Genomic DNA, 22079 nt, shown 5'->3' on the forward strand with positions numbered 1-22079 from the left:
GCAAAAATGTGACGACCTTGCAAGAATGCACGCACATTCAGGCCCCATCCCTTCCCGATTCCAGGACGCTTCCATGACCTTCCCCCTTTCCGCCTCCGCGCTGCGCCGCCGCACCTTCCTGGGCGCGGGCCTCGCGGCCGCGCTGCCGCTGGCGGCGCATGCGCAGGCCTATCCGTCGCGTCCGGTCACGCTGGTGGTGCCGTTTCCGGCCGGCGGCTCGGTGGATCTGATCGCGCGGCTCTATGCCGATCCGCTCGCCAAGGCGCTGGGCGCGCCGGTGGTGATCGACAACCGCGGCGGCGCGGGCGGCTCGATCGCCAGCGCGCAGGTGGCGCGCGCCAAGCCCGACGGCTACACGCTGGTGGTCTCGTCGCAGAGCTCGCACCTCGCGAATCCGCTCACGCAGGCCAACCCCGGCTACGACCCGATCAAGGACTTCGCCTCCATCAGCCAGCTCGCGCGCTCGATCAACGTGCTGCTGGTGAACCCGGCCGTGCCCGCGAAGAACTTCAAGGAATTCGTCGCGCTGCTGAAGGCCCGCCCCGGCGAGCTCAACTTCTGCAGCGCCGGGCCCGGCAGCATGGGCCAGCTCAACGTCGAGCTGATGAAGTCGCAGCTGCAGCTCAATGCCACGCACGTGCCGTACCGCGGCGGCGGGCCGCTGGTCACGGCGCTGATCTCGAACGAGGTGCAGTTCGGCCTCGACAACCTCGCGCCCTTCCTGCCGCACATCCAGGCCGGCAAGCTGCGCGCGCTCGCGGTGGCCGCGCCGTCGCGCGTCGCGGCGCTGCCCGACGTGCCGACCTTCGCGGAGCTCGGCTATCCGGTGCTCAACACCACCTCGTGGATCGGCCTGGCCGCGCCCGCGAAGACGCCGGGCGAGGTGATCGCCACCCTGCACAAGGCCGTGCGCTCGGTGGCCGACCAGCCTTCCATGGTCGAGGCGCTGGAGTCGCGTGGTTCGCTCACGCCCGAGCAGCAGTCGCCCGCGCAGTTCACGGCCATGATGTCGGAGCGTCTCGCGCTGTACGGCGAGATGGTGAAGCGCGCGGGGATCCGCGGCGAATGAGCGCGTCCTCGTTCACCCCCGACACCGCGCCGCTCGAGGTGCTGCCGCGCGACCTCTCGGCCTACCGCGCGGGCAACACCGGCATCGACTACGTCCATCGTTTCGAATCGGGCCGGCCCGGCCCGCATGTGCTGGTCAATGCGCTGACGCACGGCAACGAGATCTGCGGCATGGTGGCCGCCTCCGACCTGCTCGACCGCGGCGTGCGCCCGAAGATCGGCACGCTGACCGTGAGCTTCGCGAACGTCGAGGCCTACGAGGCCTTCGACATCGAGCGGCCCTACGAGAACCGCCAGCTGGTGCACAACCTCAACCGCATCTGGACGCCGGCGCTGCTCGACGGCAACGAGGACAGCCCCGAGCTGCGCCGCGCGCGCGAGCTGCGGCCGGTGCTCGATGCGGCCGACTACGTGCTCGACATCCATTCGACGCGCGCGCCGGTGCAGCCCTTCTGGGTCTATCCGGAGCTCGAGCGCAATGCGCGGCTGGCGCTGGCCGTGGGCGCGCCGCTGGTGCACCTGGTGATGCCCGCGGGCGCGGCGCCGGGCACCGGCGTGATCGGCTACGGCCGCCACGGTGAAGTCGAGGGAAATGGCGCAGCCGTCGTGGTGGAGTGCGGCCAGCACTTCAGCCGCTCGGCCGCCGAGCTCGCGGTCGACGTGACGCAGCGTTTTCTCGCGCATCTCGGGCTGGTCGATCCGGTGGCCCCGCAGGCGCCCGCCGCGCCCGCGCGCCGCTTCCGCCTGCTCGAGGTGCACATGGTGAAGACCGAGAGCTTCGCCTTCACGCGGCCGCTGCTGGGCTTCGAGACCTTCGACCGGGGCGAGCTGATCGCGGTCGACGCGGGGCAGGAGATCCGCTCGCCCTGCGACGGCTGCACGGTCTTCATGCCCACGCGCGCGGCGCTGGTGGGCCGCGAGGGCGTGTACCTGACGGTGCCGGTCTAAGGCACCCGCTCCTCGTCCTCCTCCTGCCGGTCCCAGTCGTTCCCGGCGCGCCGCTTGCGCTCCTCGCGCTCGCGCGCCATCTGCTCCTCGAACTGCTGGCGGCCCGCCTTGTTGACCGCGATCAGCTTCGCGCGGTCCTTGTAGTGCGGGTAGATCTCGTCGGTGAGCTTGAGGTTGCGCTCGCGGAAACGCATGCTCGATTCGCGCGCCTCGTGCGCGGGCCAGCCCAGCACCTCGAGCACCGAGCGCGCGCTGCGCAGCGAGGACTCGAAGACCTCGCGCTCGACCAGCGTCACGCCGCGGTCGCGCAGCTGGAACAGGTGGCTCACGTTGCGCGCCCGCGCGATGATCCGCGCCTGCGGGAAGTTCTCGCGGAACAGGTCGACGATCTCCAGCGACTGCTCGATGTCGTCGACCGCCACCACCACGGCCTTGGCCGTGCCGGCGCCCGCGGTGCGCAGCAGGTCGAGGCGCGTGGCATCGCCGTAGAACACACGGAAGCCGAATTCGCGCAGGCCCTCGACGTTGTCGGCATCGTGGTCGAGCACCGTCACCTGCAGTCCCTGCGACATCAGCATGCGGCCCACGATCTGGCCATAGCGGCCGAAGCCGCAGATCAGCACCTTGGCGTCCTGCTGCTCCGAGATCTCCTCGAGCTGCGGCCCGCCGGAGCGGCTGTAGCGCGGCAGCAGGTAGCGGTCGAGCAGCACCAGCAGGAGCGGCGACAGCAGCATCGACAGCGCGACCGCGCCGATCAGCAGCGAGGTGACCTGCGGCGGCAGCACGTCGGGCCCGGCCGACTGGAACACCACGAAGGCGAATTCGCCGCCCTGCGCCAGCAGCAGCGTGAACACCGGGCGCTCCTGGTAGGCCAGCCCCATCGCCTTGGCCAGCGCGTAGATCACCACCAGCTTGATGGCCATGAAGCCGACCACCAGCATCGCCATGATCCAGGGGCTCGCGAGCAGCACGCCGAAATCGATCGTCATGCCCACGGCGATGAAGAACAGCCCGAGCAAGAGGCCCTTGAAGGGCTCGATGTCGGTCTCGAGCTCGCGCCGGTATTCGCTCTCGGCCAGCAGCACGCCCGCGAGGAAGGCGCCCAGCGCCATCGACAGGCCCACGAACTGCATCAGCGCCGCGATCGCCACCACCAGCAGCAGCGCGGCGGCGGTGAAGATCTCGGGCGTGTCGCTGCGCGCGATCCAGCGCAGCACCGGGCGCAGCGCGAGCCGGCCGCCGAGCACGATGCCGCCGATCACGCCGAAGATCTTCAGGCCCTCGAGCAGGCGGTCGAGTCCGCCCATCGACTGCTCGGCCGCGGTGGCGCCGGCCAGCAGCGGCAGGATGGCGAGGATCGGGATCGCCGCCACGTCCTGGAACAGCAGGATCGAGAAGCCGGCCTGGCCGCTCGGCGTGCGCAGCAGGTTGCGTTCGCCGAACACCTGCAGAGCGATCGCGGTCGAGGACAGCGCCAGCCCCAGCGCCGCCACCAGCGACACGCGCCAGGGCGCGCCGACCGCGCAGCCGATGGCGAACAGCACCGCGGCGCAGCTGAGCACCTGCGCCGTGCCCCAGCCGAAGATCGGCCGGCGCAGGTTCCACAGCCGCTTGGGCTCGAGCTCGAGGCCGACCAGGAACAGCATCAGCACCACGCCGAATTCCGCGAAGTGCAGCACGTCCTCCACGCGCGACACCAGCCCCAGCCCCCACGGGCCGATGGCGATGCCGGCCACCAGGTAGCCGATGATGGAACCGAGGCCCAGGGCCTTGGACAGCGGCACCACCAGCACGGCGGCGCTCAGGTAGATCAGGCTGTTGGTCAGCCAGGCGGGCGCGTGCTCCATTCAGGCGCTCCCGCCGGTCGTGGCGGCCAGCCGGCGGCTCATGGTGGTGTGGAACACCCGCTCGACCACCTTGCCGATGTCGTCCGATTCGGCCGGCCGGTCGCTCTCTGGTACCGGGCAGGCCACGCAGGCGTCGAGCTCGTCCATCTCGGGCCAGTCGGGGTAGCTGCCCAGGCGCTGGGCGAAGACCTCGACATGCGCGGCCACCTCGGCCTCGGGGGCGCTGCGCGCGCCATGGAAGATCAGCGGCGGCAGGAAGCGCATGCCGCACAGCGCGGCGGTCTGCTCGTAGGGCGGCAGGAAGGCGTCGAAGAAATAGCGGTGGTAGCCCTGCGGGTGGTAGCTGCTCTCTGGGCTGCCGGTGGTGGCGACCAGCCACAGGTCCTTGCCTTGCAGCGCGATGCCCTCCGGGCCGTAGGCCCAGCCGTAGGCCAGCACCTCGTCGACCCAGAGCTTCTGCAGCGCCGGCATCGAGTACCACTGGATCGGATGCAGCAGCACCACCAGCTGCGCGCGCTCGAGGCGCCGCTGCTCAGCCTCGACGTCGATCGCGTAATCGGGGTAGGTGCCGTAGAGGTCGTTGACATCGACGCCCGGCACCGCGCGCGCCGCGGCCAGCAGCCGGCGGTTCACGCGCGAATCGCGCCAGTGCGGATGGGCGGCGAGCACGTAGGTGCCTCCACCCTGAGGGGTTCCCGTGGATGTTGTTGTCGTCATCCCGCGAACATAGCGCAGTCCCGGGATTTTGGGCGCCAGCCACTACCATGGCGGACTGTCCCTTCTGGAGGAGATTTCCATGCCGGTGGTTCTGGTCGCCAATCCCAAGGGTGGCGTTGGCAAATCCACGCTCGCGACGAACATCGCGGGCTACTTTGCAAGCCGCGGCCATGCCGTGATGCTCGGCGACGTGGATCGCCAGCAGTCCTCCCGGCTCTGGCTCGGGCTGCGCCCGCCGCAGGCGCGGACCATCTCGACCTGGGACGCCACCGAGGACAACAGCGTGGTGCGCCCGCCGCGCGGCACCACCCATGCGGTGCTCGACACGCCGGCCGGCCTGCACGGATGGCGCTTCAAGGACGTGATCGGGCTGGCCGACAAGCTCATCGTGCCGCTGCAGCCGAGCATCTTCGACATCTACGCCACGCGCGAATTCATCGACCGGCTGCTCGAGCAGCGCCGCGCCGAGAAGACGCAGATCGGCCTGGTCGGCATGCGCGTCAACGCCCGCACGCTGGCGGCCGACCGGCTCAACGAATTCATCGCGGGGCTGGGCGTGCCGGTGGTCGGCGAGCTGCGCGACACGCAGAACTACGTGCAGCTCGCGGCGCGCGGACTCACCGTGTTCGACATCGCGCCGGGACGGGTGCAGCGCGACCTCGAGCAATGGCAGCCGATCTGCCAATGGCTCGACAGCTGAGCCGCCGCGTGCCTGGACGCCCCAGGTATTCCCTGAGGCCGCTTGTCGCGGTGCCGACACCCGCGGCCGCGGCCTTGCCGCTAGAGTGCGGCGCATGACCAAGAAGACCTTCCAGACCCTTCAGGATCTGGCCGCCTGCGTCGGCCAGGAAGTCGCGGTGAGCGACTGGATCACCATCACCCAGGAGCAGGTCAACCAGTTCGCCGAGGCGACCGGCGACCACCAGTGGATCCACGTCGACCTCGAACGCGCGAAGGCCGGTCCCTTCGGCGGGCCGATCGCCCACGGCTTCCTCACCCTGTCGCTGCTGCCGCGCTTCTACGAGACCGCGCTCGACGTGGTGGAGTCGCGCATGGGCGTGAACTACGGCCTGAACCGGGTGCGCTTCATGTCGCCCGTGCCGGTGGGCAAGCGGCTGCGCGCGCGCATGAAGCTGCTGACCGCCGAACCCATTGCCGACGACGGCATCCAGATGACCTGGGAAACCACCATCGAGCTCGAAGGCGCGGCCAAGCCCGCCTGCGTGGCCGAGTCGGTGGTGCGCCGCTACCGCTGAGGCGGGCGGCCCCTTCTTTTCTTACATGCGGCGGTCGCTGATCTCGCCATAGGCGGCCGCGCCCTGGCGCGTGATGCCCACCGCGCTGGCGCGCACCGCGGCGCGGTCGGTCATGCCGTCGGTCGGGCGGGCCACGCCGGTGCCGCCATTGGTGATGCGCAGCGGCCGCATGGCCTGGGTCTGCACCTCGGCGCGCGACAGCGTCGACTGGAACGGCGCCGCGGGCAGCGGATTCTGTTCGCCCTGGAAGGCCTGGGCGCCATGGCTCAGGACCAGGGTGGCGAGGGCGGCGAAGGCGATGGACTTGGCTTGCATGGTGGAACTCCTCGTGCCCCGTGTGGAGCGTGGGTGGATCGGCATGCCGGAATGCATCGAGCCGGCATGCTTTCCATACGGGGGATTCCGCCGTTCGGATGCGACCCCATCGCGCGAGGGGTCGCGAAGCCTCATTTGAATCCGTTCTGCCGCCAGGCCTCGAACACCGTCACCGCCACCGCGTTCGACAGGTTCAGGCTGCGCTGGCCCTCGCGCATCGGCAGCCGCAGCCACTGCGCGGGATCGAAGCTCTCGCGGATCGCGGGCGGCAGGCCGCTGGTCTCGGAGCCGAACACCAGCCAGTCGCCGGGCGCGAAGCGGATGTCGTGCACGGCGCGGGTGCCGCGCGTGGTGAGCGCGAACAGGCGCTCGGGCGCCGGCCGTTCGCTGTCGACCAGCGCCTGCCAGCTCGCATGGCGGCGCACCTCGGCGTACTCGTGGTAGTCGAGGCCGGCGCGGCGCAGCAGCTTGTCGTCCATCGAGAAGCCCAGCGGCTCCACCAGATGCAGGGTGCAGCCGGTGTTGGCGGCCAGGCGGATCACGTTGCCGGTGTTCGGCGGAATCTCGGGGTGGACCAGGACGATATGGAACATGGCCCGATTGTCGCCACGCTCAGTGCGGCTTGCCGGTGCGCGCCAGCACGATGCCCGCGACATGCGCCGCGCCCGCGCGCCGCAGCACCTGGGCCGCGCTGAACAGCGAGGCGCCGGTGGTCATCACGTCGTCGACCAGCACCACGCGCCGCCCGGCCAGCGCATCGGCGCGCAGCGGCTCGACCGCGAAGGCGCCCTGGAGGTTGCGCATGCGCTCGGCGCGCGAGAGGCCGCGCTGGGCCGGCGTCTCGCGCGTGCGCAGCAGCAGCGTGGCATCGGTCCTGGCGGGCGCGAGCCGGCGCGCCAGCTCGAGTGCCTGGTTGAAGCCGCGCTCGCGCAGCCGGCCCGGCGCGAGCGGCATCGGCAGCACGCGGTCGCAGGCATCGAGCAGCGCCGCCGCCCGCGGGATGGCGCGCAGCAGCTGCGCGAGCGGGCCGGCCCAGCCGGTGTCGCCGCGAAACTTGAAGTCGGCGACGCAGTCCGGCCAGGGCCAGGCGTAGTCGCAGGCCGCGAGGCAGGCATCGAGCGGCGGCGGGTGCACGACGCAGTCGCCGCAGCGCGCCACGCCCGCGGGCAGCGGCAGCGCGCAGGTCTGGCAGCGCGGCGCGCTGGCGGCGAAGCGCGCGGCGCAGGCCTCGCACACCGGGCGCGACGGCCAGTCGCGGCACAGCGCGCACTGGCTGGGCAGCCGTGCCAACAGCGAGGTCAAAGGGCGTGCGGTCCAGCGGCTGAGCATGGGCTCAATATACTCACGCCCCCATGGCCACCGACCCCCAACGACGACCGCCGACCATCGATGCCGCGGCGGCCGCCCGCTGGCGCCGGCTGGCGCCCGCCGACGGCTCGCCCTGGCTGCACGAGGAGATCGGGCGGCGCATGGAAGACCGCCTGCAATGGATCAAGGCCAGGCCGCGCCACTGGGCCGACTGGGCGCCGCTGCGCGGCGGCCTCGAGGCGCACGAGCTGCTGGCGCGCCGCTACCGCGAGGCCGAGGCCTTCGTGATCGAGCCCGAACCCGCGCTGGCCGCCGCGACCTCGGCCGCGCTGGCCGCGCCCTGGTGGAGCGCGCGCCGCTGGCAGGGCGGCAAGCTGCGCTTCGACGGACTGCCCGAGGAGGGCGTCGACCTGCTCTGGGCCAACATGGCGCTGCACATGGCGGCCGACCCGGAGGCGCTGATCGCGCACTGGCACCGGCAGGTCGCCACCGACGGCTTCCTGATGTTCTCGTGCTTCGGCCCCGACACCCTGCGCGAACTGCGCGCCCTGCATGCGCGCCTGGGCTGGCCGGCCGCCAGTCACGAGTTCACCGACATGCACGACTGGGGCGACATGCTGGTGCATGCCGGCTTCGCCGAGCCGGTGATGGACATGGAGCGCATCGTGCTGACCTGGGCCACGCCCGAGGCCGCGCTGGCCGAGCTGCGCACGCTCGGGCGCAACCTGCATCCGGCGCGTTTTCCGGCCCTGCGCGGCCGGGCCTGGCACGCGGCCTTGCGAAAGGCGCTGCCCGAGCTCGCGCCGGCCGAGGGCGGCGAGGGCCGGATCGCGCTGACCTTCGAGATCATCTACGGCCATGCCTTCAAGCCGACCCCGCGGGTCTCGCTGTCGGCCGAGAGCGCGGTCTCGCTGCGCGAGATGCGCGCGATGCTGCAGCGCGGGCGCCCGCCGGCCCACTGAAGCCGGTTGTCGAGCGGCCCGCGCGTGCCGCATTCGGTACACGGCCGCTGGTATCTACCCGCTACAATCCGCCGTTGCGTGAAACTCGTGGGTACATGCCCGCGATCGAAGTCCGTCGGAACCCGTGGAAGACAAGGGTTCGGGCGGGCGCCGATTGACCGATTTGCTGAACTCGCCCGTGTCGAATTCCGTGTTTCGATTTGCCACCGTTTCAGGCCAGAACATCCACTGGTTCCTGAAGCGGAACTGCTCGGTGACGCCGAGCCAGCTCGGCTGGCTCTACGCTTCGCTGTGCGTGGTATCGCTCGGTATAGGCACGGTCTTCTGGCTGCATGGCGCGCCGCTCGTGCTGCCGTTCGCCTGGCTCGAACTGGCCGCCGTGGGGTTCGCGTTCATGGCCTACGCGCGGCATGCGACCGACGGCGAGAGGATCATGTTGCAGGCAGGTCGGCTCGTGGTCGAACTCGAGAACGGCGGGAGCTACGAGCGCACGGAATTTCTTCCGCACCGGGTGCGGATCGAGCCGCAGACCGGCGACCGATCGCTGATCGAGTTGTCGGGCCAGGGTCGGTCGGTCAGGGTGGGACGCTATGTGCGGCCGGAGTTGAGGGCCGCACTGGCGCGCGAGATCCGGATGGCGTTGCGCGGCGCCTGAGGGGGCTCGCGCGGTGCCGCACGGTTGGGTTTGTTGAAAATTTGAAGAAACGTGAACACGATGAAGAGCATTTGGCGCAATAAGTTCATGCCGGCGATGCTGGCGGCCGGCGCGGCTTTCAGCGGCGCGGCGCACGCAGTCAACGATCTGCCCGGCGGCCCCTCGGTGCGCCAGTTGAATCTTCCGGTCGGTGTGACCAAGATTGCGCAGGAGCAGCACTTCCTGCACACGGTGATGATGATCATCTGCACGGTGATCTTCGTGGCCGTGTTCGCGGTCATGTTCTATTCGATCTGGAAGCACCGCAAGTCGGTGGGCCACAAGGCCGCCAACTTCCATGAATCGGTGGTGGTCGAAGTCATCTGGACCATCGTTCCCTTCCTGATCGTGATCGCGATGGCGCTGCCCGCCACCAAGGTGCTGGTGGCCCAGAAGGACACCACCAACGCCGACCTCACGATCAAGACCACCGGCTACCAGTGGAAGTGGGGCTACGACTACCTGAACGGCGAAGGCGAGGGCCTGGCCTTCATCTCCACGCTCGACAGCTCGCAGCGCGCGATGTCCGACGCCGGCGCCAAGGGCGCGATTCCCGACGACTACCTGTTCAAGGTCGACAACCCCATGGTCGTGCCGGTGCAGAAGAAGGTTCGCATCATCACCACCGCCAACGACGTGATCCACGCCTTCGCGGTGCCGCAGCTCGGCATCAAGCAGGACGCGATCCCCGGCTTCGTGCGCGACACCTGGTTCCGCGCCGAGACCGTCGGCGACTACTACGGCCAGTGCCAGGAACTGTGCGGCAAGGAACACGCCTACATGCCGATCCACGTGAAGGTGGTCTCGGCCGCCGACTACACGACCTGGGTCGCCGCCAAGCGCAAGGAAGCCGCCGCCAAGCTCGACGACCCGACCAAGGTCTGGACCCTGCCCGACATGATGGCGCGCGGCGAGAAGGTCTACGCCGCCAACTGCGCGGCCTGCCACCAGGCCAACGGCAAGGGCGCGGGCCCGATCAAGGCGCTCGACGGCGACCCGAAGGTGCTCGACGCCGACCACAAGGTGCAGCTGATGGTGCTGCTCAACGGCCAGAACAACGGCGCGATGCCGTCCTGGAAGCAGCTGAGCGACACCGACCTCGCGGCCGTCGCCACCTACACCAAGAACAGCTGGTCGAACAAGACGGGCCAGATCGTGCAGCCGGCCGAAGTCCTTGCCCTGCGCGGCAAGTGATCGGTTGACCGGAACAACACAGCGAACAGCGCCCAGCGACGAGATATTCAAGGAACGATGAAATGAGTGCAGTCCTCGACCCCCACGGTCACGCCCACGGCGACCACGCGCACGACGACCACCATGACCACCACGCGCCCACCGGCTGGCGCCGCTGGGTGTTCGCGACCAACCACAAGGACATCGGCACGCTCTACCTGCTGTTCAGCTTCACGATGCTGATGGTGGGCGGCGTGCTCGCGCTGTTGATCCGCGCCGAGCTGTTCCAGCCGGGCCTGCAGCTCGTGAACCCCGAGCTGTTCAACCAGTTCACCACCATGCACGGCCTGATCATGGTGTTCGGCGCGATCATGCCGGCCTTCGTGGGCTTCGCGAACTGGATGATCCCGCTGCAGATCGGCGCTTCGGACATGGCGTTCGCGCGCATGAACAACTTCAGCTTCTGGCTGCTGATCCCGGCGGCGCTGATGCTGGTCGGTTCGTTCTTCATGCCCGGCGGCGCACCGGCCGCGGGCTGGACGCTCTACGCGCCGCTCACGCTGCAGATGGGCCCCTCGATGGACGCCGGCATCTTCGCGATGCACATCATGGGCGCCTCGTCGATCATGGGCTCGATCAACATCATCGTGACCATCCTCAACATGCGCGCCCCCGGCATGACGCTGATGAAGATGCCGATGTTCTGCTGGACCTGGCTCATCACCGCCTACCTGCTGATCGCCGTGATGCCGGTGCTCGCCGGCGCCATCACGATGACGCTGACCGACCGCCACTTCGGCACCAGCTTCTTCAACCCCGCCGGCGGCGGCGACCCGGTGATGTACCAGCACATCTTCTGGTTCTTCGGCCACCCCGAGGTCTACATCATGATCTTGCCGGCCTTCGGCATCATCAGCCAGATCGTGCCGGCCTTCGCGCGCAAGAAGCTGTTCGGCTACGCCTCGATGGTGTACGCCACCTCGTCGATCGCGATCCTGTCGTTCATCGTCTGGGCGCACCACATGTTCACGACCGGCATGCCGGTCACGGGCCAGCTGTTCTTCATGTACGCGACCATGCTGATCGCGGTGCCGACGGCCGTGAAGATCTTCAACTGGATCGCGACCATGTGGCAGGGCTCGATGACCTTCGAGACGCCGATGCTGTTCGCGGTGGGCTTCATCTTCGTGTTCACGATGGGCGGCTTCACCGGCCTGATCCTCGCGATCGCGCCGATCGACATCCAGCTGCAGGACACCTACTACGTGGTGGCCCACTTCCACTACGTGCTGGTGGCCGGCTCGCTCTACGCGATGTTCGCGGGCTACTACTACTGGGCGCCCAAGTGGACCGGCGTGATGTACAACGAAACGCGCGGCAAAATCCACTTCTGGTGGTCGCTGATCTCGTTCAACATCACCTTCTTCCCGATGCACTTCCTGGGCCTGGCGGGCATGCCGCGCCGCTATGCCGACTACCCGATGCAGTTCGCCGACTTCAACGCGGTGGCATCGGTCGGCGCCTTCGCCTTCGGCCTGGCCCAGGTGTACTTCTTCTTCTTCGTCGTGCTGCCGACCATGCTCGGCAAGGGCGAGAAGGCACCGCAGAAGCCGTGGGAAGCCGCCGAGGGCCTCGAGTGGGAAGTGCCGTCGCCGGCGCCGTTCCACACCTTCGAGACGCCGCCCAAGCTCGACGCGACCGCCACCAAGGTGATCGGCTGAGCGCCGCACCGCCCCACGCAACCCCGACGACCGAGACCGCCACGCGATGACGCCCGAACAGAGAAGAAGCAACCGCCGCATGGGGCTCACGCTGGCCTCGATCGCGCTGATCTTCTTCATCGGCTTCGTCGTGCGCATGGTCTGGTTCAGCGGCCGCTGACGCCTCCATCAATTTCCAGGCACGGGAGCACACGCACATGAGCCTCGGTCAACGCATCCGGCGCGCCAATGTCCAGATGGTCGGCAAGCTGGCCGTGGTCGCCTGCGGCATGTTCGCCTTCGGCTACGCGCTGGTGCCGCTGTACCGCGCCATCTGCGAGATGACCGGCATCAACATCCTCGCGCTCTCCGAGCTCGAGGTGCCGGGTGGCGCGAGCGGCGGCAAGAACGTGCGCGTGCCCGACAACACGCAGATCGACATGACCCGCACGATCAAGGTCGAGTTCGACTCCAACGTGCGCGGCGGCCTCTGGGACTTCAAGCCGGCCGAGCGCACGATGGAAGTGCACCCGGGCGAGCTCAACACGGTGATGTACGAGTTCCAGAACGTGCAGAACCGCCGCATGGCCGCGCAGGCCATCCCGAGCTACGCGCCGCAGCAGGCCGCGCCCTATTTCAACAAGCTCGAGTGCTTCTGCTTCAACCAGTACACGCTCGACGCGGGCGAGAAGAAGCAGTGGCCGGTCGCCTTCGTGATCGATCCCAAGATCTCGAAGGACGTGAAGACGATCACCTTGTCGTACACCTTCTTCGAGGTCGGCGGCAAGACGCCCGCGGCGCCGGTCGCCGTCGCGCCCGCCACCGCCGCCGAGCCGCGTTCGTGATGGTCGATTCGCCGCCCACCCCGACCCCCGCCACGCAGCGCAAGGGCTCGCTGCTCGCGACGCTCAAGGCCGTGGCCTGGTCGTTCTTCGGCATTCGCAAGAAGAGCGCCTACCAGGACGACCTGGCCAAGCTGAACCCGCTGCACATCATCGCGGTCGCCTTCGTGATGGTGATCGCGTTCATCGTCGGCCTCGTGCTGGTGGTGCGCTTCGTGGTCGCGCCCTGAGACCCGAACGAACCCACGATACCCAGAACCCATCGAATCGAGAGAAGAAAGAAAGCCAGGAGCTGATATGAGTTCAACCACCCACGGCACCACGCCTTACTACTTCGTGCCAGGACCCTCGGCCTACCCGGTCGTGTCCGCCATCGGCCTGTTCTTCGTGATCCTCGGCGCGGGGCAGTGGATCAACGGCCACCAGTGGGGTGCGTGGTCGCTGCTGCTGGGCATGCTGATCTGGCTCGGCACGCTGTTCGTGTGGTTCCGCGCCGCCATCGGCGAGAGCGAGAGCGGCCAGTACGGCCACAAGATCGATCTCTCGTACCGCTGGAGCATGAGCTGGTTCATCTTCTCCGAGGTGATGTTCTTCGGCGCCTTCTTCACCGCGCTGTGGTGGGCCCGTACCCACGCGCTGCCGAACCTCGGCAGCCTGGACAACGCGCTGCTGTGGCCCGACTTCAAGGCCGTGTGGCCCAGCGTCGCGGCCGGCGCGACCGGTTCGCCGGCCGGCATCGTCGAGCCGTTCCAGACCGTCGGCCCGTTCTGGCTGCCCACGATCAACACCGCGCTGCTGCTGAGCTCGGGCGTGACGCTGACCATCGCCCACCACGCGCTGCGTGCCGGCCATCGCGCGCAGACCATCCGCTTCATGTGGCTCACCGTGCTGCTCGGCGTGATCTTCCTGGGCGTGCAGGGCTACGAGTACCACCACCTGTACACCGAACTGAACCTCAAGCTCAGCTCGGGCACCTACGGCTCGACCTTCTTCATGCTGACCGGCTTCCACGGCCTGCACGTGTTCATCGGCATGCTGATGCTGCTGTTCATCACGCTGCGCCTGCAGAAGGGCCACTTCACGCCCGAGCGCCACTTCGGCTTCGAGGGCGCCGCCTGGTACTGGCACTTCGTCGACGTGGTGTGGCTGGGCCTCTACATGCTGGTCTATTGGCTTTGAGCGAAGCACCTCGCGGCATTCCAGAAAAAAGGCGCCGTCAGGCGCCTTTTTCATGGTTCTCGTGGAACGAGCACCACCTACTTGCCGAGAGGGAGCCCGGTGGGCTGGATGTAGCCGAATTTCCAGGCCAGCAGCATGCAGAGGAACAAAAAGACCGAGAGGCCGATCCGAAAGGTGAGCGCGCGCGCCATGCCGCCGCTCTTGGCGCGCCCGTTGCGACCGTCCTTCAACATGTAGAAGAGCGCGAAAGCCAGGCTCGCGAAGATGCCCACGAACAACAGGGCAACGAAGTATTTCATGACCCGCATTATCGGCCGCCTGCCACCCGCGCTCCAGTGACTCCCGATCCCCTGACCCCGCCCCCCGCGCCGGACCGCGCCTTCTCCCGCCAGCGCAGCGACCGCGGCTGGACCTGGGCCCGCTTCTGGCTGATGACCATCGCCGCGCTGGTCACCGTCTCGTCGACCATCTCGCTGGGCCGCTGGCAGCTTTCGCGCGCGGCGCAAAAAGAGGCGCTGCAGGCCGAGATCGAGGCCCAGAAGCTCAAGCCGCCGCTCGAGCAGGCCGACTTCCTCGCGCTCGAGCGTCCCGCCGAGATGCTGCACCGCCCCGTGCACCTGCGCGGGCTGTGGCTCGCGGCGCAATCGGTCTACCTCGACAACCGCCAGATGCACGGCGTGCCCGGCTTCTACGTGCTGACGCCGCTCGCGCTCGAGGGCAGCAACCAGACGGTGATGGTGCAGCGCGGCTGGATCCAGCGCAATTTCAACGACCGCACGCAGCTGGGCGCGGTCGAGACGCCGGCCGGCCTCGTCGACGTCACCGGCCTGATCGAGCCGCCGCCGGGCCACCTGCTCGAGCTCGGCAAGCCCGCCGCGCCGGCCTCGGCACCGGCTGGCGAGGGGTCTTCGCCCATCCGGCAGAATCTCGACCTCGAAGGCTTCCGTGCCGAAACGCAACTGCCGCTGCGCACCGACGTGTCGCTGCAGCAGACCGGGCCCGCTTCCGAGGGCCTGCAGCGCGATTGGCCGGCGCCGGCGCTGGGCCTGGAGAAACACTATGGCTATGCATTCCAGTGGTTCGGCCTGTCGGCCCTCGTGGTGATCCTCTATGTCTGGTTCCAATTCATTGCCCCCCTCCGGCGCTCGCGCCGCGCACGCCGCGATGCAGGCCTCTGACGAGCCGCTGGGGCTGACCGTGCACTCGATGCCGTCGCCGACCCAGGCGCTCGACGGCGCGGAGGGCCGCCGCACGGTCGTCGGGCGCTGGAAGATGATCGCCGTCATGCTGATGTGCGCGGCGCCCGTGATCGCCTCGTATTTCACCTACTACGTGATCCGGCCCGAGGGCCGCAGCGTCTATGGCCAGCTGATCGATCCGCAGCACGAGATGCCGGCGCTGACCGCCGCCGACCGTGCGGGCGCGCCGGTCAGCCTGCAGACGCTCAAGGGCCAGTGGCTGCTGGTGGCGGTGGCCGATGCCGCCTGCGACGCCTTGTGCGAGCAGCAGCTCTACCTGCAGCGCCAGCTGCGCGAGGTGCTGGGCCGCGAGAAGGACCGGCTCGACCGCGTCTGGCTGGTCAGCGATGCCGCGCCCGTGCCCGAGCGCCTCGAGAACGGCCTGCGCGGCGCCACCGTGCTGCGCCTGCCGCCCGAGCAGCTCGCCAGGTGGTTCACGCCCGAAACCGGCCACACGCTGGCCGAGCACCTGTTCGTGGTCGACCCGATGGGCAACTTCATGATGCGCTTCCCCGCGCGCATGGATGCCAAGGGCGCGGGCCGCGCCAAGCGCGACCTCGACCGCCTGCTGCGCGCCTCCGCCTCGTGGGACGAGCCGGGCCGCTGAGCTCGCGACGACGAAGACGCACGACGATTTCAATCAAGATGGACACCAGCTCGCTCTACGACCTCACGCCGATCGCCTGGCTGCTGGCGGCCGGCGCGCTGATCGCGCTCGGGCCGCTGGTCTGGGTGTGGCGGCGCAACGCGGGCGCGGGTCCGGCGCGGCGGCTGCATGCGCTGACCGTGCTCACGCTGTTCCTGACCTTCGACCTCACGCTGTTCGGCGCCTTCACGCGCCTGTCCGATTCGGGCCTGGGCTGCCCCGACTGGCCCGGCTGCTACGGCAATGCGAGCCCGGTCGGCGCGCGCCACGAGATCGCGATGGCGCAGGCCGCGCAGCCCACCGGCCCGGTCACGCACAGCAAGGCCTGGGTCGAGATGGTCCATCGCTACCTTGCCACCGGCGTTGGCGCGCTGATCACCGTGCTCGCGGTCGCGACCTGGGTGGTGCGCGCGCGGCAGCGCCAGCAGGCGAGGGCGGCACCGTCGTCGGCGCGGCGCGAGGGCGACCATGCCGCGCTCAGCGCCTGGTGGCCCGCGGCCACGCTGGTCTGGGTCTGCCTGCAGGGGGCCTTCGGCGCGCTCACCGTCACCTGGAAGCTCTTCCCCGCCATCGTCACGCTGCACCTGCTGGGCGCCGTGGTGCTGCTCGCGCTGCTGTGCATCCAGGCCGTGCGCTACCGCCAGGTGGCCGCGCAGCGCCTGCCCACGCCGGTGTCGCCGGCGTTGCGCAACGGCCTGATCGCGACCTCGGTGCTGCTGGTGCTGCAGATCGTGCTCGGCGGCTGGGTCAGCACCAACTACGCGGTGCTGGCCTGCACCCAGTTCCCGACCTGCCAGGACAGCTGGTGGCCGCCGATGAATTTCGCGCAGGGCTTCGAGATCTGGCGCCACCTCGGCGTGACCGGCGAGGGCGTGCCGCTCGATTTCGCGGCGCTCACCGCGATCCACTACGCGCACCGGCTCATGGCCTACCTCGTGTTCGTCGCGCTCGGCCTGCTGGCCTGGCGCATGCGCCGCATCGACAGCCTGCGCCCGCAGGCCGGCTGGCTCGCCGGCCTCGCGCTGCTGCAGCTCGCGACCGGCCTGGGCAACGTGCTGCTCGGCTGGCCGCTCGCGGCCGCCCTGCTGCACACGGGCGGCGCCGCGGCGCTCGCGGTGGTGCTGGTCTGGGCGCTGTGCGAGAGCCGGCGCGAGCAGGCGGCCGGCGCCCGCCTGTCGCGCGCGAAGCCCGCCGTTCCACCTGGCGCCCCCCTGCGCGGCGCGGAGGTCCCCCGATGAGCACCCCGATTCCCCTGCAGCAGGCGCATGGCGCGAGCGTGCTGCGGCAGTTCTATGCGCTCACCAAGCCGCGCGTGGTGCAGCTGATCGTCTTCTGCGCGCTGATCGGCATGGTGCTCGCCGTGCCCGGCGCGCCTTCGTGGCTCGACGTGCAGCGCGCCGTGCTGGCCTGCATCGGCATCTGGCTGGTGGCGGGCGCGGCGGCCGCGTTCAACTGCCTGGTCGAGAAGGGCATCGACGCCAAGATGAAGCGCACCGCCTGGCGCCCGACCGCGCGCGGCGAGCTCAGCGACCGCCAGGCGCTGCTGTTCTCGGCGGCGCTGTGCACGGCCGGCTCGGTGCTGCTGTGGTTCACCGTCAACCCTCTCACCATGTGGCTGACCTTCGCCACCTTCGTCGGCTATGCGGTGATCTACACCGTGATCCTCAAGCCGCTGACGCCGCAGAACATCGTGATCGGCGGCGCCTCGGGCGCGATGCCGCCGGTGCTGGGCTGGGCCGCGATGACGGGCGAGGTCGGGCCCGAGGCGCTGATCCTGTTCCTCATCATCTTCCTGTGGACGCCGCCGCACTTCTGGGCGCTGGCGCTCTACCGCGTCGAGGACTATCGCAAGGCCGGCCTGCCGATGCTGCCGGTCACGCACGGCAACGAGTTCACGCGGCTGCAGGTGCTGCTCTACACCTTCATCCTGTTCGCGGCCTGCCTGATGCCCTTCGCCTACGGCATGAGCGGCTGGCTCTACCTCGTGGTGGCCGTGGCCGTGAGCGTGGGCTTCACCGGCTACGCCTTCGCGCTGTGGCGCAACTACTCCGACGCCCTGGCGCGCAAGACCTTCCGGTTCTCGCTGATCCACCTGAGCGTGCTGTTCGCGGCGCTGCTCGTCGACCACTACCTCCGCTGACCCCATGAACAAGCGCAATGCCCTGAAGTTGATCGCCGCCGGCGCGGGCTGGACGGCCGTGTCCGCCACCGTGGGGCTGGGCCTCGCGGGCTGCAGCGAACCCAAGCAGAGCTTCAATGCGGTCGACATCACGGGCGCCGACTACGCGCGCGACTTCTCGCTGAAGGACGCCGACGGCAAGCAGCGCACCATGGCCGACTTCAAGGGCAAGGTGGTCGTGCTGTTCTTCGGCTACGCGCAGTGCCCCGACGTCTGCCCGACCACCATGACCGAGATGGCGCAGGTCAAGCAGCAGCTCGGTGCCGACGGCGACAAGCTGCAGGTGGTGTTCGTCACGGTCGATCCGGCGCGCGACACGCCCGAGGTGATGAAGGCCTACATGGGCGCCTTCGACCCCAGCTTCGTCGCGCTGATCCCGACCGCCGACGAACTCGTCGCCACCGCCAAGGACTTCAAGGTCTATTACAAGAAGGTGGACGGCAAGACGCCCACCAGCTATTCGATGGACCACTCGGCCGCGAGCTTCGTCTACGACCCGCAGGGCCGGTTGCGGCTGTACGCGCGCTACGGCGCCGGCGTGCCGCCCATGGTGGCCGACATCAAGACCCTGCTGGCGGCCTGAGGCCATGGCGAGCGGCACGGAGGCCGAGAGCCTCGCCGCGGCCATCGCGGCGGTCGCGCACCTGAAGGCGCGCAAGGGCGCGTTCCGCATCGCGCTGATTCCGCCCGAGGTGTTGCGCGCCCTCAACGACGGGCTGATCGAGACCGTCAACCTCAACGAATTCCTCGCGCTCGAACTGCCGCAGCTGGCGCGCAGCGTGGCGGGCCACATCGGCCTCGACGCGGCGAGCGAGCGGCTGGTCGACACGCTGGCGATGCTGAGTGCCTTCAAGCCGATGCAGCGGCACGGCCACATCGCGCGGGCGCTGTACGACCTCGCCGCGCTGCACGACGAACGCGACGCCGTTGCGCACCGGCTCGCCACGCATGCCAGCGACGTCGCGCGCTGCTGGGCGGCGCAGTGGGTCACGCTGTCGCAATTGCCGCTGGCCGGCCAGCTCGAGGCGGTGCGGCGCTTCGCGGCCGATCCGCACTTCGGCGTGCGCGAGATCGCCTGGATGGCGGTGCGCGACGCGGTCGTCGGCTCGCTCGACGAGGCGCTCGCGCTGCTGCAGCCGTGGGTGCGCGACGACGATCCCAACATCCGCCGCTTCGCGAGCGAACTCACGCGCCCGCGCGGCGTGTGGTGCGCGCAGATCGAGGCGCTGAAGGCCGAGCCCTGGCGCGCGCTGCCGCTGCTGGAGCCGCTGCGCGCCGACGGCAGCCGCTACGTGCAGAACTCGGTCGCCAACTGGCTCAACGACGCGAGCAAGACGCAGGCGGAGTGGGTCGACGGCGTGTGCGCGCGCTGGGTGAAGGAATCGAACGTGGCCGAGACGCGCTACATCGCCAAGCGCGCGCTGCGCACCCTCGCCAAGACCTCGGGCTGAACGCCCCAAGAAAAAGCCCGGCGCGGGGCCGGGCTCGTTCGAAGGGGCGGAAAAAGCCGATCAGGCGTAGTCGGCCAGCGCCTTCTTCATCTTCTTCATCGCGGCCACTTCGATCTGGCGAATGCGCTCGGCGCTCACGCCATAGACCGCGGCCAGGTCGTGCAGCGTCATGCCGCCCGAGCCGTCGTCGTTGACCTTGAGCCAGCGCTCTTCCACGATGCGGCGGCTGCGTGCGTCGAGGGCCTCGAGCGCGGTCGCGATGCCGTCGCTCGACAGGCGGTCGCGCTGCTGCGATTCGAGCAGCGCGGTCGGTTCCTGCGTCGCGTCGGCCAGGTAGGCGATCGGGCCGAAGGCTTCCTCGCCGTCGTCGTTCGGGCTCGGGTCGAGCAGCACGTCGCCGCCCGACAGCCGGGTTTCCATCTCGAGCACTTCCTCGGGCTTCACGTTCAGGCGCGCGGCCATCTGCGTCACCTCGTCGGCGCTCAGCGTTTCGCGGTGCGTGCCGGTGTCGGCCGCGGCCGAGTCGGCCTTGAAGCCCTGCTTCATCGAGCGCAGGTTGAAGAACAGCTTGCGCTGGGCCTTGGTCGTCGCGACCTTGACCATGCGCCAGTTCTTCAGGATGTACTCGTGGATCTCGGCCTTGATCCAGTGCATGGCGTAGCTCACCAGCCGCACGCCCTGGTCGGGGTCGAAACGCTTCACGGCCTTCATCAGGCCGACGTTGCCCTCCTGGATCAGGTCGCCGTGCGGCAGCCCGTAGCCCAGGTACTGGCGGGAGATGGACACCACGAGGCGCAGGTGCGAGAGGATCAGCGCACCGGCCGCTTCGAGGTCGTTGTGGTCGCGCAAACGGCGGGCGAAGCCCTGCTCTTCCTCGAGGGTGAGCAGCGGCAGTCGGTTGGCGGCCGAAATATAAGCATCCAGGTTACCCAGCGGGGGCACCATCGACCAGGGGTTGGCGACGGCGAGCTGGTTGGCAGAGGCTCCAGACAGGGATGTCATCAGGGGAAACTCCTTCGTATTGGCCATATTAGCACTCGGTTAGAGGGAGTGCTAAGGCAAGGGTTCCCCTAAAGTCTCTATCGGGCCGATAGGCAGGGACTGTCGGCCAGCGGCCCCGAAGGACCGCGGTCTTGTCCGACTTGCGGCCGGCAAAGCCCCGTAAGCGGGTACTTACCAGCGGATGCCCAGCTTCAGCAGCAGCTTGGACACCACGAACAGCGGCCCGACCCAGAGGTATTGGATGTCTTCGAAGAACGAAGGTTTCCGTCCCTCGATCTTGTGGCCGATGAACTGGAAGATCCACGCCACCACGAAGATGGCGGCGGAAATCGGCAACACAAGGCTGCCCATGGCATGGACCAGCGCCAGCAGGATGGCGGTCTGGAGGCCCATCGCGAGCAGGAAGACCGGCGAGCGCAGCGTCAGGTAGTAGACGAGGCTGGCCAGCAGGAAGGCATAGGCAGCCCAGGGATGGATCGCGAAGATCAGCCCGACCAGGCTGACCATGATCGCGGGGATCGCCACGAAGTGGATCAGTTCGTTGGTCGGGTGCCGGTGGCTCTGTTCGTAGTGGGCGAGCAGGCGATCGACCTTGCGGTCGCTGGCGGCCTCGGGCGCGTGGGCGGTGGCGGTGTGCGGCATGGCGTGTCTCCGTGGCTCGTGCGGGCCGTTCGTCGCGGCCCGCGATGGAATCCGCCGATGGTGCCCCGCGCTGGCCTCGCTGGCAAGTGCTATACAAACAATAGCATTACATCGAGCGGCCGCCGCTGGGACTAGCATGACTTCCGGCACTGTCGCCCCCTGGGGGCATCGCTAAGATGCGGCGCGTGGCTCCGCTCGATCCCTCTTCCTCCTCCACTCCCCCGTCCTCGGCGGCGCAGGCCGGCATCGCGCCGCGCGGCCGTACCGCGATCCTGGTGGTCGACGACCACGACCTGCTGCGGCTCGGCGTCTGCGCGCTGGTCCAGGCCCAGGCGACCTCCTCGGGCGCCGCGATCGAGGTCTACGAGGCCGGCAACGTCGCCGACGCGCTCAAGCTCTACGAGGCGCACCAGGACGCCATCGGCCTGGTGCTGCTCGACCTCGCGCTGCCCGACACCCATGGCCTGAGCGGCCTGGCCGAGTTCCGCCTGCGCTATCCCGAGGCCCGCATCGTGGTGCTCTCCGGCACCGGCAACAGCACCCTGGCGCAGGGCGTGCTGGCGCTGGGCGCGAGCGCCTTCCTGCCCAAGTCGGCCGACCTGAAGGAAGTGGTGAGCTTCATCCGCGCCTGCGGCCTGCTCGACCCCGATGCCGCCCAGTCGCCGCCGCCGGCCGTGCCGAAGGCGCTCACGGGCTATGCCGAGTTCGCCCATGCCAGCGCCTGGCAGGAACTCACGCCGCGCCAGATGCAGGTGCTGCAGTGGGTGCTCGAGGGCAAGGCCAACAAGGAGATCGCCCAGCTCGCCAACCTGAGCGAAGGCACGGTGAAGAACCACGTGTCGACCATCCTGCTGCTGTTCGGCATGCGCTCGCGGGCCCAGTTGATCAGCACCCTGCATTGAACGGCGCGCG

At 69.1% G+C, this 22079-nt stretch carries 27 protein-coding genes; 19 read left to right on the forward strand and 8 right to left on the reverse strand.

Annotated elements, in window-relative coordinates; translation table 11 throughout:
- Window positions 1–73: 73 nt before the first annotated feature.
- Window positions 74–1069, forward strand: a complete 996-nt coding sequence (locus ACODT0_RS19680; protein ID WP_489042087.1) for a Bug family tripartite tricarboxylate transporter substrate binding protein — start codon at window positions 74–76, stop codon at window positions 1067–1069.
- On the forward strand, window positions 1066–2016 hold the full coding sequence (locus tag ACODT0_RS19685; RefSeq protein ID WP_489042089.1) for a M14 family metallopeptidase: 951 nt from the start codon (window positions 1066–1068) through the stop codon (window positions 2014–2016). Before ACODT0_RS19680 ends, ACODT0_RS19685 begins: the two co-directional genes overlap by 4 nt.
- On the opposite strand, the gene kefC is transcribed toward ACODT0_RS19685, so the two are convergent.
- Together kefC and kefF are read right to left on the reverse strand one after the other, a co-directional pair.
- Window positions 2013–3863, reverse strand: coding sequence for a glutathione-regulated potassium-efflux system protein KefC (gene kefC, locus ACODT0_RS19690; RefSeq protein ID WP_489042091.1), 1851 nt, complete (start codon window positions 3861–3863; stop codon window positions 2013–2015). The two genes, ACODT0_RS19685 and kefC, sit on opposite strands and share 4 nt — an antisense overlap.
- The gene (gene kefF, locus ACODT0_RS19695; protein ID WP_057596459.1) at window positions 3864–4580 is read right to left on the reverse strand and encodes a glutathione-regulated potassium-efflux system oxidoreductase KefF; all 717 of its coding nucleotides are present in this window, start codon (window positions 4578–4580) and stop codon (window positions 3864–3866) included.
- A 79-nt stretch (window positions 4581–4659) separates the two neighbouring features.
- On the opposite strand from kefF, the gene ACODT0_RS19700 reads away from it, so the two are divergent.
- Together ACODT0_RS19700 and ACODT0_RS19705 are read left to right on the forward strand one after the other, a co-directional pair.
- Window positions 4660–5280, forward strand: coding sequence for a ParA family protein (locus ACODT0_RS19700; RefSeq protein WP_057596460.1), 621 nt, complete (start codon window positions 4660–4662; stop codon window positions 5278–5280).
- Window positions 5281–5374: 94 nt separating this feature from the next.
- Window positions 5375–5836: a MaoC family dehydratase gene (locus ACODT0_RS19705; protein WP_172705582.1), complete on the forward strand. Its 462-nt coding sequence runs from the start codon at window positions 5375–5377 to the stop codon at window positions 5834–5836.
- Window positions 5837–5857: 21 nt separating this feature from the next.
- On the opposite strand, the gene ACODT0_RS19710 is transcribed toward ACODT0_RS19705, so the two are convergent.
- The 3 genes from ACODT0_RS19710 to ACODT0_RS19720 form a co-directional block, all read right to left on the reverse strand.
- The gene (locus ACODT0_RS19710; RefSeq protein WP_479670793.1) at window positions 5858–6151 is read right to left on the reverse strand and encodes a DUF4148 domain-containing protein; all 294 of its coding nucleotides are present in this window, start codon (window positions 6149–6151) and stop codon (window positions 5858–5860) included.
- Between the two features lie 131 nt (window positions 6152–6282).
- On the reverse strand, window positions 6283–6744 hold the full coding sequence (gene trmL, locus ACODT0_RS19715) for a tRNA (uridine(34)/cytosine(34)/5-carboxymethylaminomethyluridine(34)-2'-O)-methyltransferase TrmL (protein ID WP_261213487.1): 462 nt from the start codon (window positions 6742–6744) through the stop codon (window positions 6283–6285).
- 19 nt (window positions 6745–6763) lie between these two features.
- On the reverse strand, window positions 6764–7480 hold the full coding sequence (locus tag ACODT0_RS19720) for a ComF family protein (protein WP_489042093.1): 717 nt from the start codon (window positions 7478–7480) through the stop codon (window positions 6764–6766).
- 23 nt (window positions 7481–7503) lie between these two features.
- Between ACODT0_RS19720 and ACODT0_RS19725 the strand changes: the two genes are divergently transcribed.
- The 8 genes from ACODT0_RS19725 to ACODT0_RS19760 all read left to right on the forward strand — a co-directional run bounded on the left by ACODT0_RS19725 (window position 7504) and on the right by ACODT0_RS19760 (window position 14009).
- Window positions 7504–8421 (forward strand): methyltransferase domain-containing protein, encoded by a 918-nt coding sequence (locus ACODT0_RS19725; RefSeq protein ID WP_057596465.1) that lies wholly within the window; start codon window positions 7504–7506, stop codon window positions 8419–8421.
- Between the two features lie 178 nt (window positions 8422–8599).
- Window positions 8600–9076, forward strand: a complete 477-nt coding sequence (locus tag ACODT0_RS19730) for a DUF2244 domain-containing protein (RefSeq protein ID WP_057596472.1) — start codon at window positions 8600–8602, stop codon at window positions 9074–9076.
- Between the two features lie 60 nt (window positions 9077–9136).
- On the forward strand, window positions 9137–10309 hold the full coding sequence (gene coxB, locus ACODT0_RS19735) for a cytochrome c oxidase subunit II (RefSeq protein WP_261213491.1): 1173 nt from the start codon (window positions 9137–9139) through the stop codon (window positions 10307–10309).
- A 62-nt stretch (window positions 10310–10371) separates the two neighbouring features.
- Entirely contained in the window at window positions 10372–12009 is a 1638-nt protein-coding gene (gene ctaD / locus ACODT0_RS19740; protein ID WP_057596467.1) for a cytochrome c oxidase subunit I, read from the forward strand.
- 46 nt (window positions 12010–12055) lie between these two features.
- Window positions 12056–12169 (forward strand): cytochrome oxidase small assembly protein, encoded by a 114-nt coding sequence (locus tag ACODT0_RS19745; protein ID WP_216087408.1) that lies wholly within the window; start codon window positions 12056–12058, stop codon window positions 12167–12169.
- 37 nt (window positions 12170–12206) lie between these two features.
- Entirely contained in the window at window positions 12207–12833 is a 627-nt protein-coding gene (locus ACODT0_RS19750) for a cytochrome c oxidase assembly protein (RefSeq protein WP_057596468.1), read from the forward strand.
- Complete coding sequence (locus tag ACODT0_RS19755) at window positions 12833–13060, forward strand: DUF2970 domain-containing protein (RefSeq protein WP_057596469.1); 228 nt, start codon at window positions 12833–12835, stop codon at window positions 13058–13060. Before ACODT0_RS19750 ends, ACODT0_RS19755 begins: the two co-directional genes overlap by 1 nt.
- A gap of 67 nt (window positions 13061–13127) precedes the next feature.
- A complete protein-coding gene (locus ACODT0_RS19760) occupies window positions 13128–14009 on the forward strand; it encodes a cytochrome c oxidase subunit 3 (RefSeq protein ID WP_057596470.1) in 882 nt (293 codons plus the stop codon).
- Between the two features lie 77 nt (window positions 14010–14086).
- On the opposite strand, the gene ACODT0_RS19765 is transcribed toward ACODT0_RS19760, so the two are convergent.
- Window positions 14087–14317: a twin transmembrane helix small protein gene (locus ACODT0_RS19765; protein WP_057596471.1), complete on the reverse strand. Its 231-nt coding sequence runs from the start codon at window positions 14315–14317 to the stop codon at window positions 14087–14089.
- A 27-nt stretch (window positions 14318–14344) separates the two neighbouring features.
- Between ACODT0_RS19765 and ACODT0_RS19770 the strand changes: the two genes are divergently transcribed.
- From ACODT0_RS19770 to ACODT0_RS19795, 6 genes are read left to right on the forward strand one after another with little or no spacing between them, the layout of a single operon-like run.
- Complete coding sequence (locus ACODT0_RS19770) at window positions 14345–15187, forward strand: SURF1 family protein (protein ID WP_489042096.1); 843 nt, start codon at window positions 14345–14347, stop codon at window positions 15185–15187.
- Window positions 15174–15854, forward strand: a complete 681-nt coding sequence (locus ACODT0_RS19775) for a hypothetical protein (RefSeq protein ID WP_489042097.1) — start codon at window positions 15174–15176, stop codon at window positions 15852–15854. Before ACODT0_RS19770 ends, ACODT0_RS19775 begins: the two co-directional genes overlap by 14 nt.
- Before the next feature lie 38 nt (window positions 15855–15892).
- Entirely contained in the window at window positions 15893–17131 is a 1239-nt protein-coding gene (locus tag ACODT0_RS19780; RefSeq protein ID WP_422095966.1) for a COX15/CtaA family protein, read from the forward strand.
- Window positions 17128–18033, forward strand: coding sequence for a heme o synthase (gene cyoE / locus ACODT0_RS19785; RefSeq protein WP_057597532.1), 906 nt, complete (start codon window positions 17128–17130; stop codon window positions 18031–18033). The genes ACODT0_RS19780 and cyoE overlap by 4 nt, the downstream gene beginning before the upstream one ends.
- A 4-nt stretch (window positions 18034–18037) precedes the next feature.
- On the forward strand, window positions 18038–18655 hold the full coding sequence (locus ACODT0_RS19790; protein ID WP_057597533.1) for an SCO family protein: 618 nt from the start codon (window positions 18038–18040) through the stop codon (window positions 18653–18655).
- 4 nt (window positions 18656–18659) lie between these two features.
- The gene (locus ACODT0_RS19795) at window positions 18660–19523 is read left to right on the forward strand and encodes a DNA alkylation repair protein (RefSeq protein WP_057597534.1); all 864 of its coding nucleotides are present in this window, start codon (window positions 18660–18662) and stop codon (window positions 19521–19523) included.
- A gap of 60 nt (window positions 19524–19583) precedes the next feature.
- Here the strand turns inward: ACODT0_RS19795 and rpoH are convergent, their stop codons facing one another.
- Both rpoH and ACODT0_RS19805 read right to left on the reverse strand, forming a co-directional pair.
- Entirely contained in the window at window positions 19584–20525 is a 942-nt protein-coding gene (gene rpoH, locus ACODT0_RS19800; RefSeq protein WP_057597535.1) for an RNA polymerase sigma factor RpoH, read from the reverse strand.
- A 171-nt stretch (window positions 20526–20696) separates the two neighbouring features.
- Complete coding sequence (locus ACODT0_RS19805; RefSeq protein ID WP_057597536.1) at window positions 20697–21167, reverse strand: Mpo1 family 2-hydroxy fatty acid dioxygenase; 471 nt, start codon at window positions 21165–21167, stop codon at window positions 20697–20699.
- Between the two features lie 176 nt (window positions 21168–21343).
- On the opposite strand from ACODT0_RS19805, the gene ACODT0_RS19810 reads away from it, so the two are divergent.
- Window positions 21344–22069, forward strand: coding sequence for a response regulator transcription factor (locus ACODT0_RS19810; protein ID WP_057597537.1), 726 nt, complete (start codon window positions 21344–21346; stop codon window positions 22067–22069).
- Window positions 22070–22079: the final 10 nt, after the last annotated feature.

This window comes from Variovorax sp. FG153, from assembly GCF_057809595.1.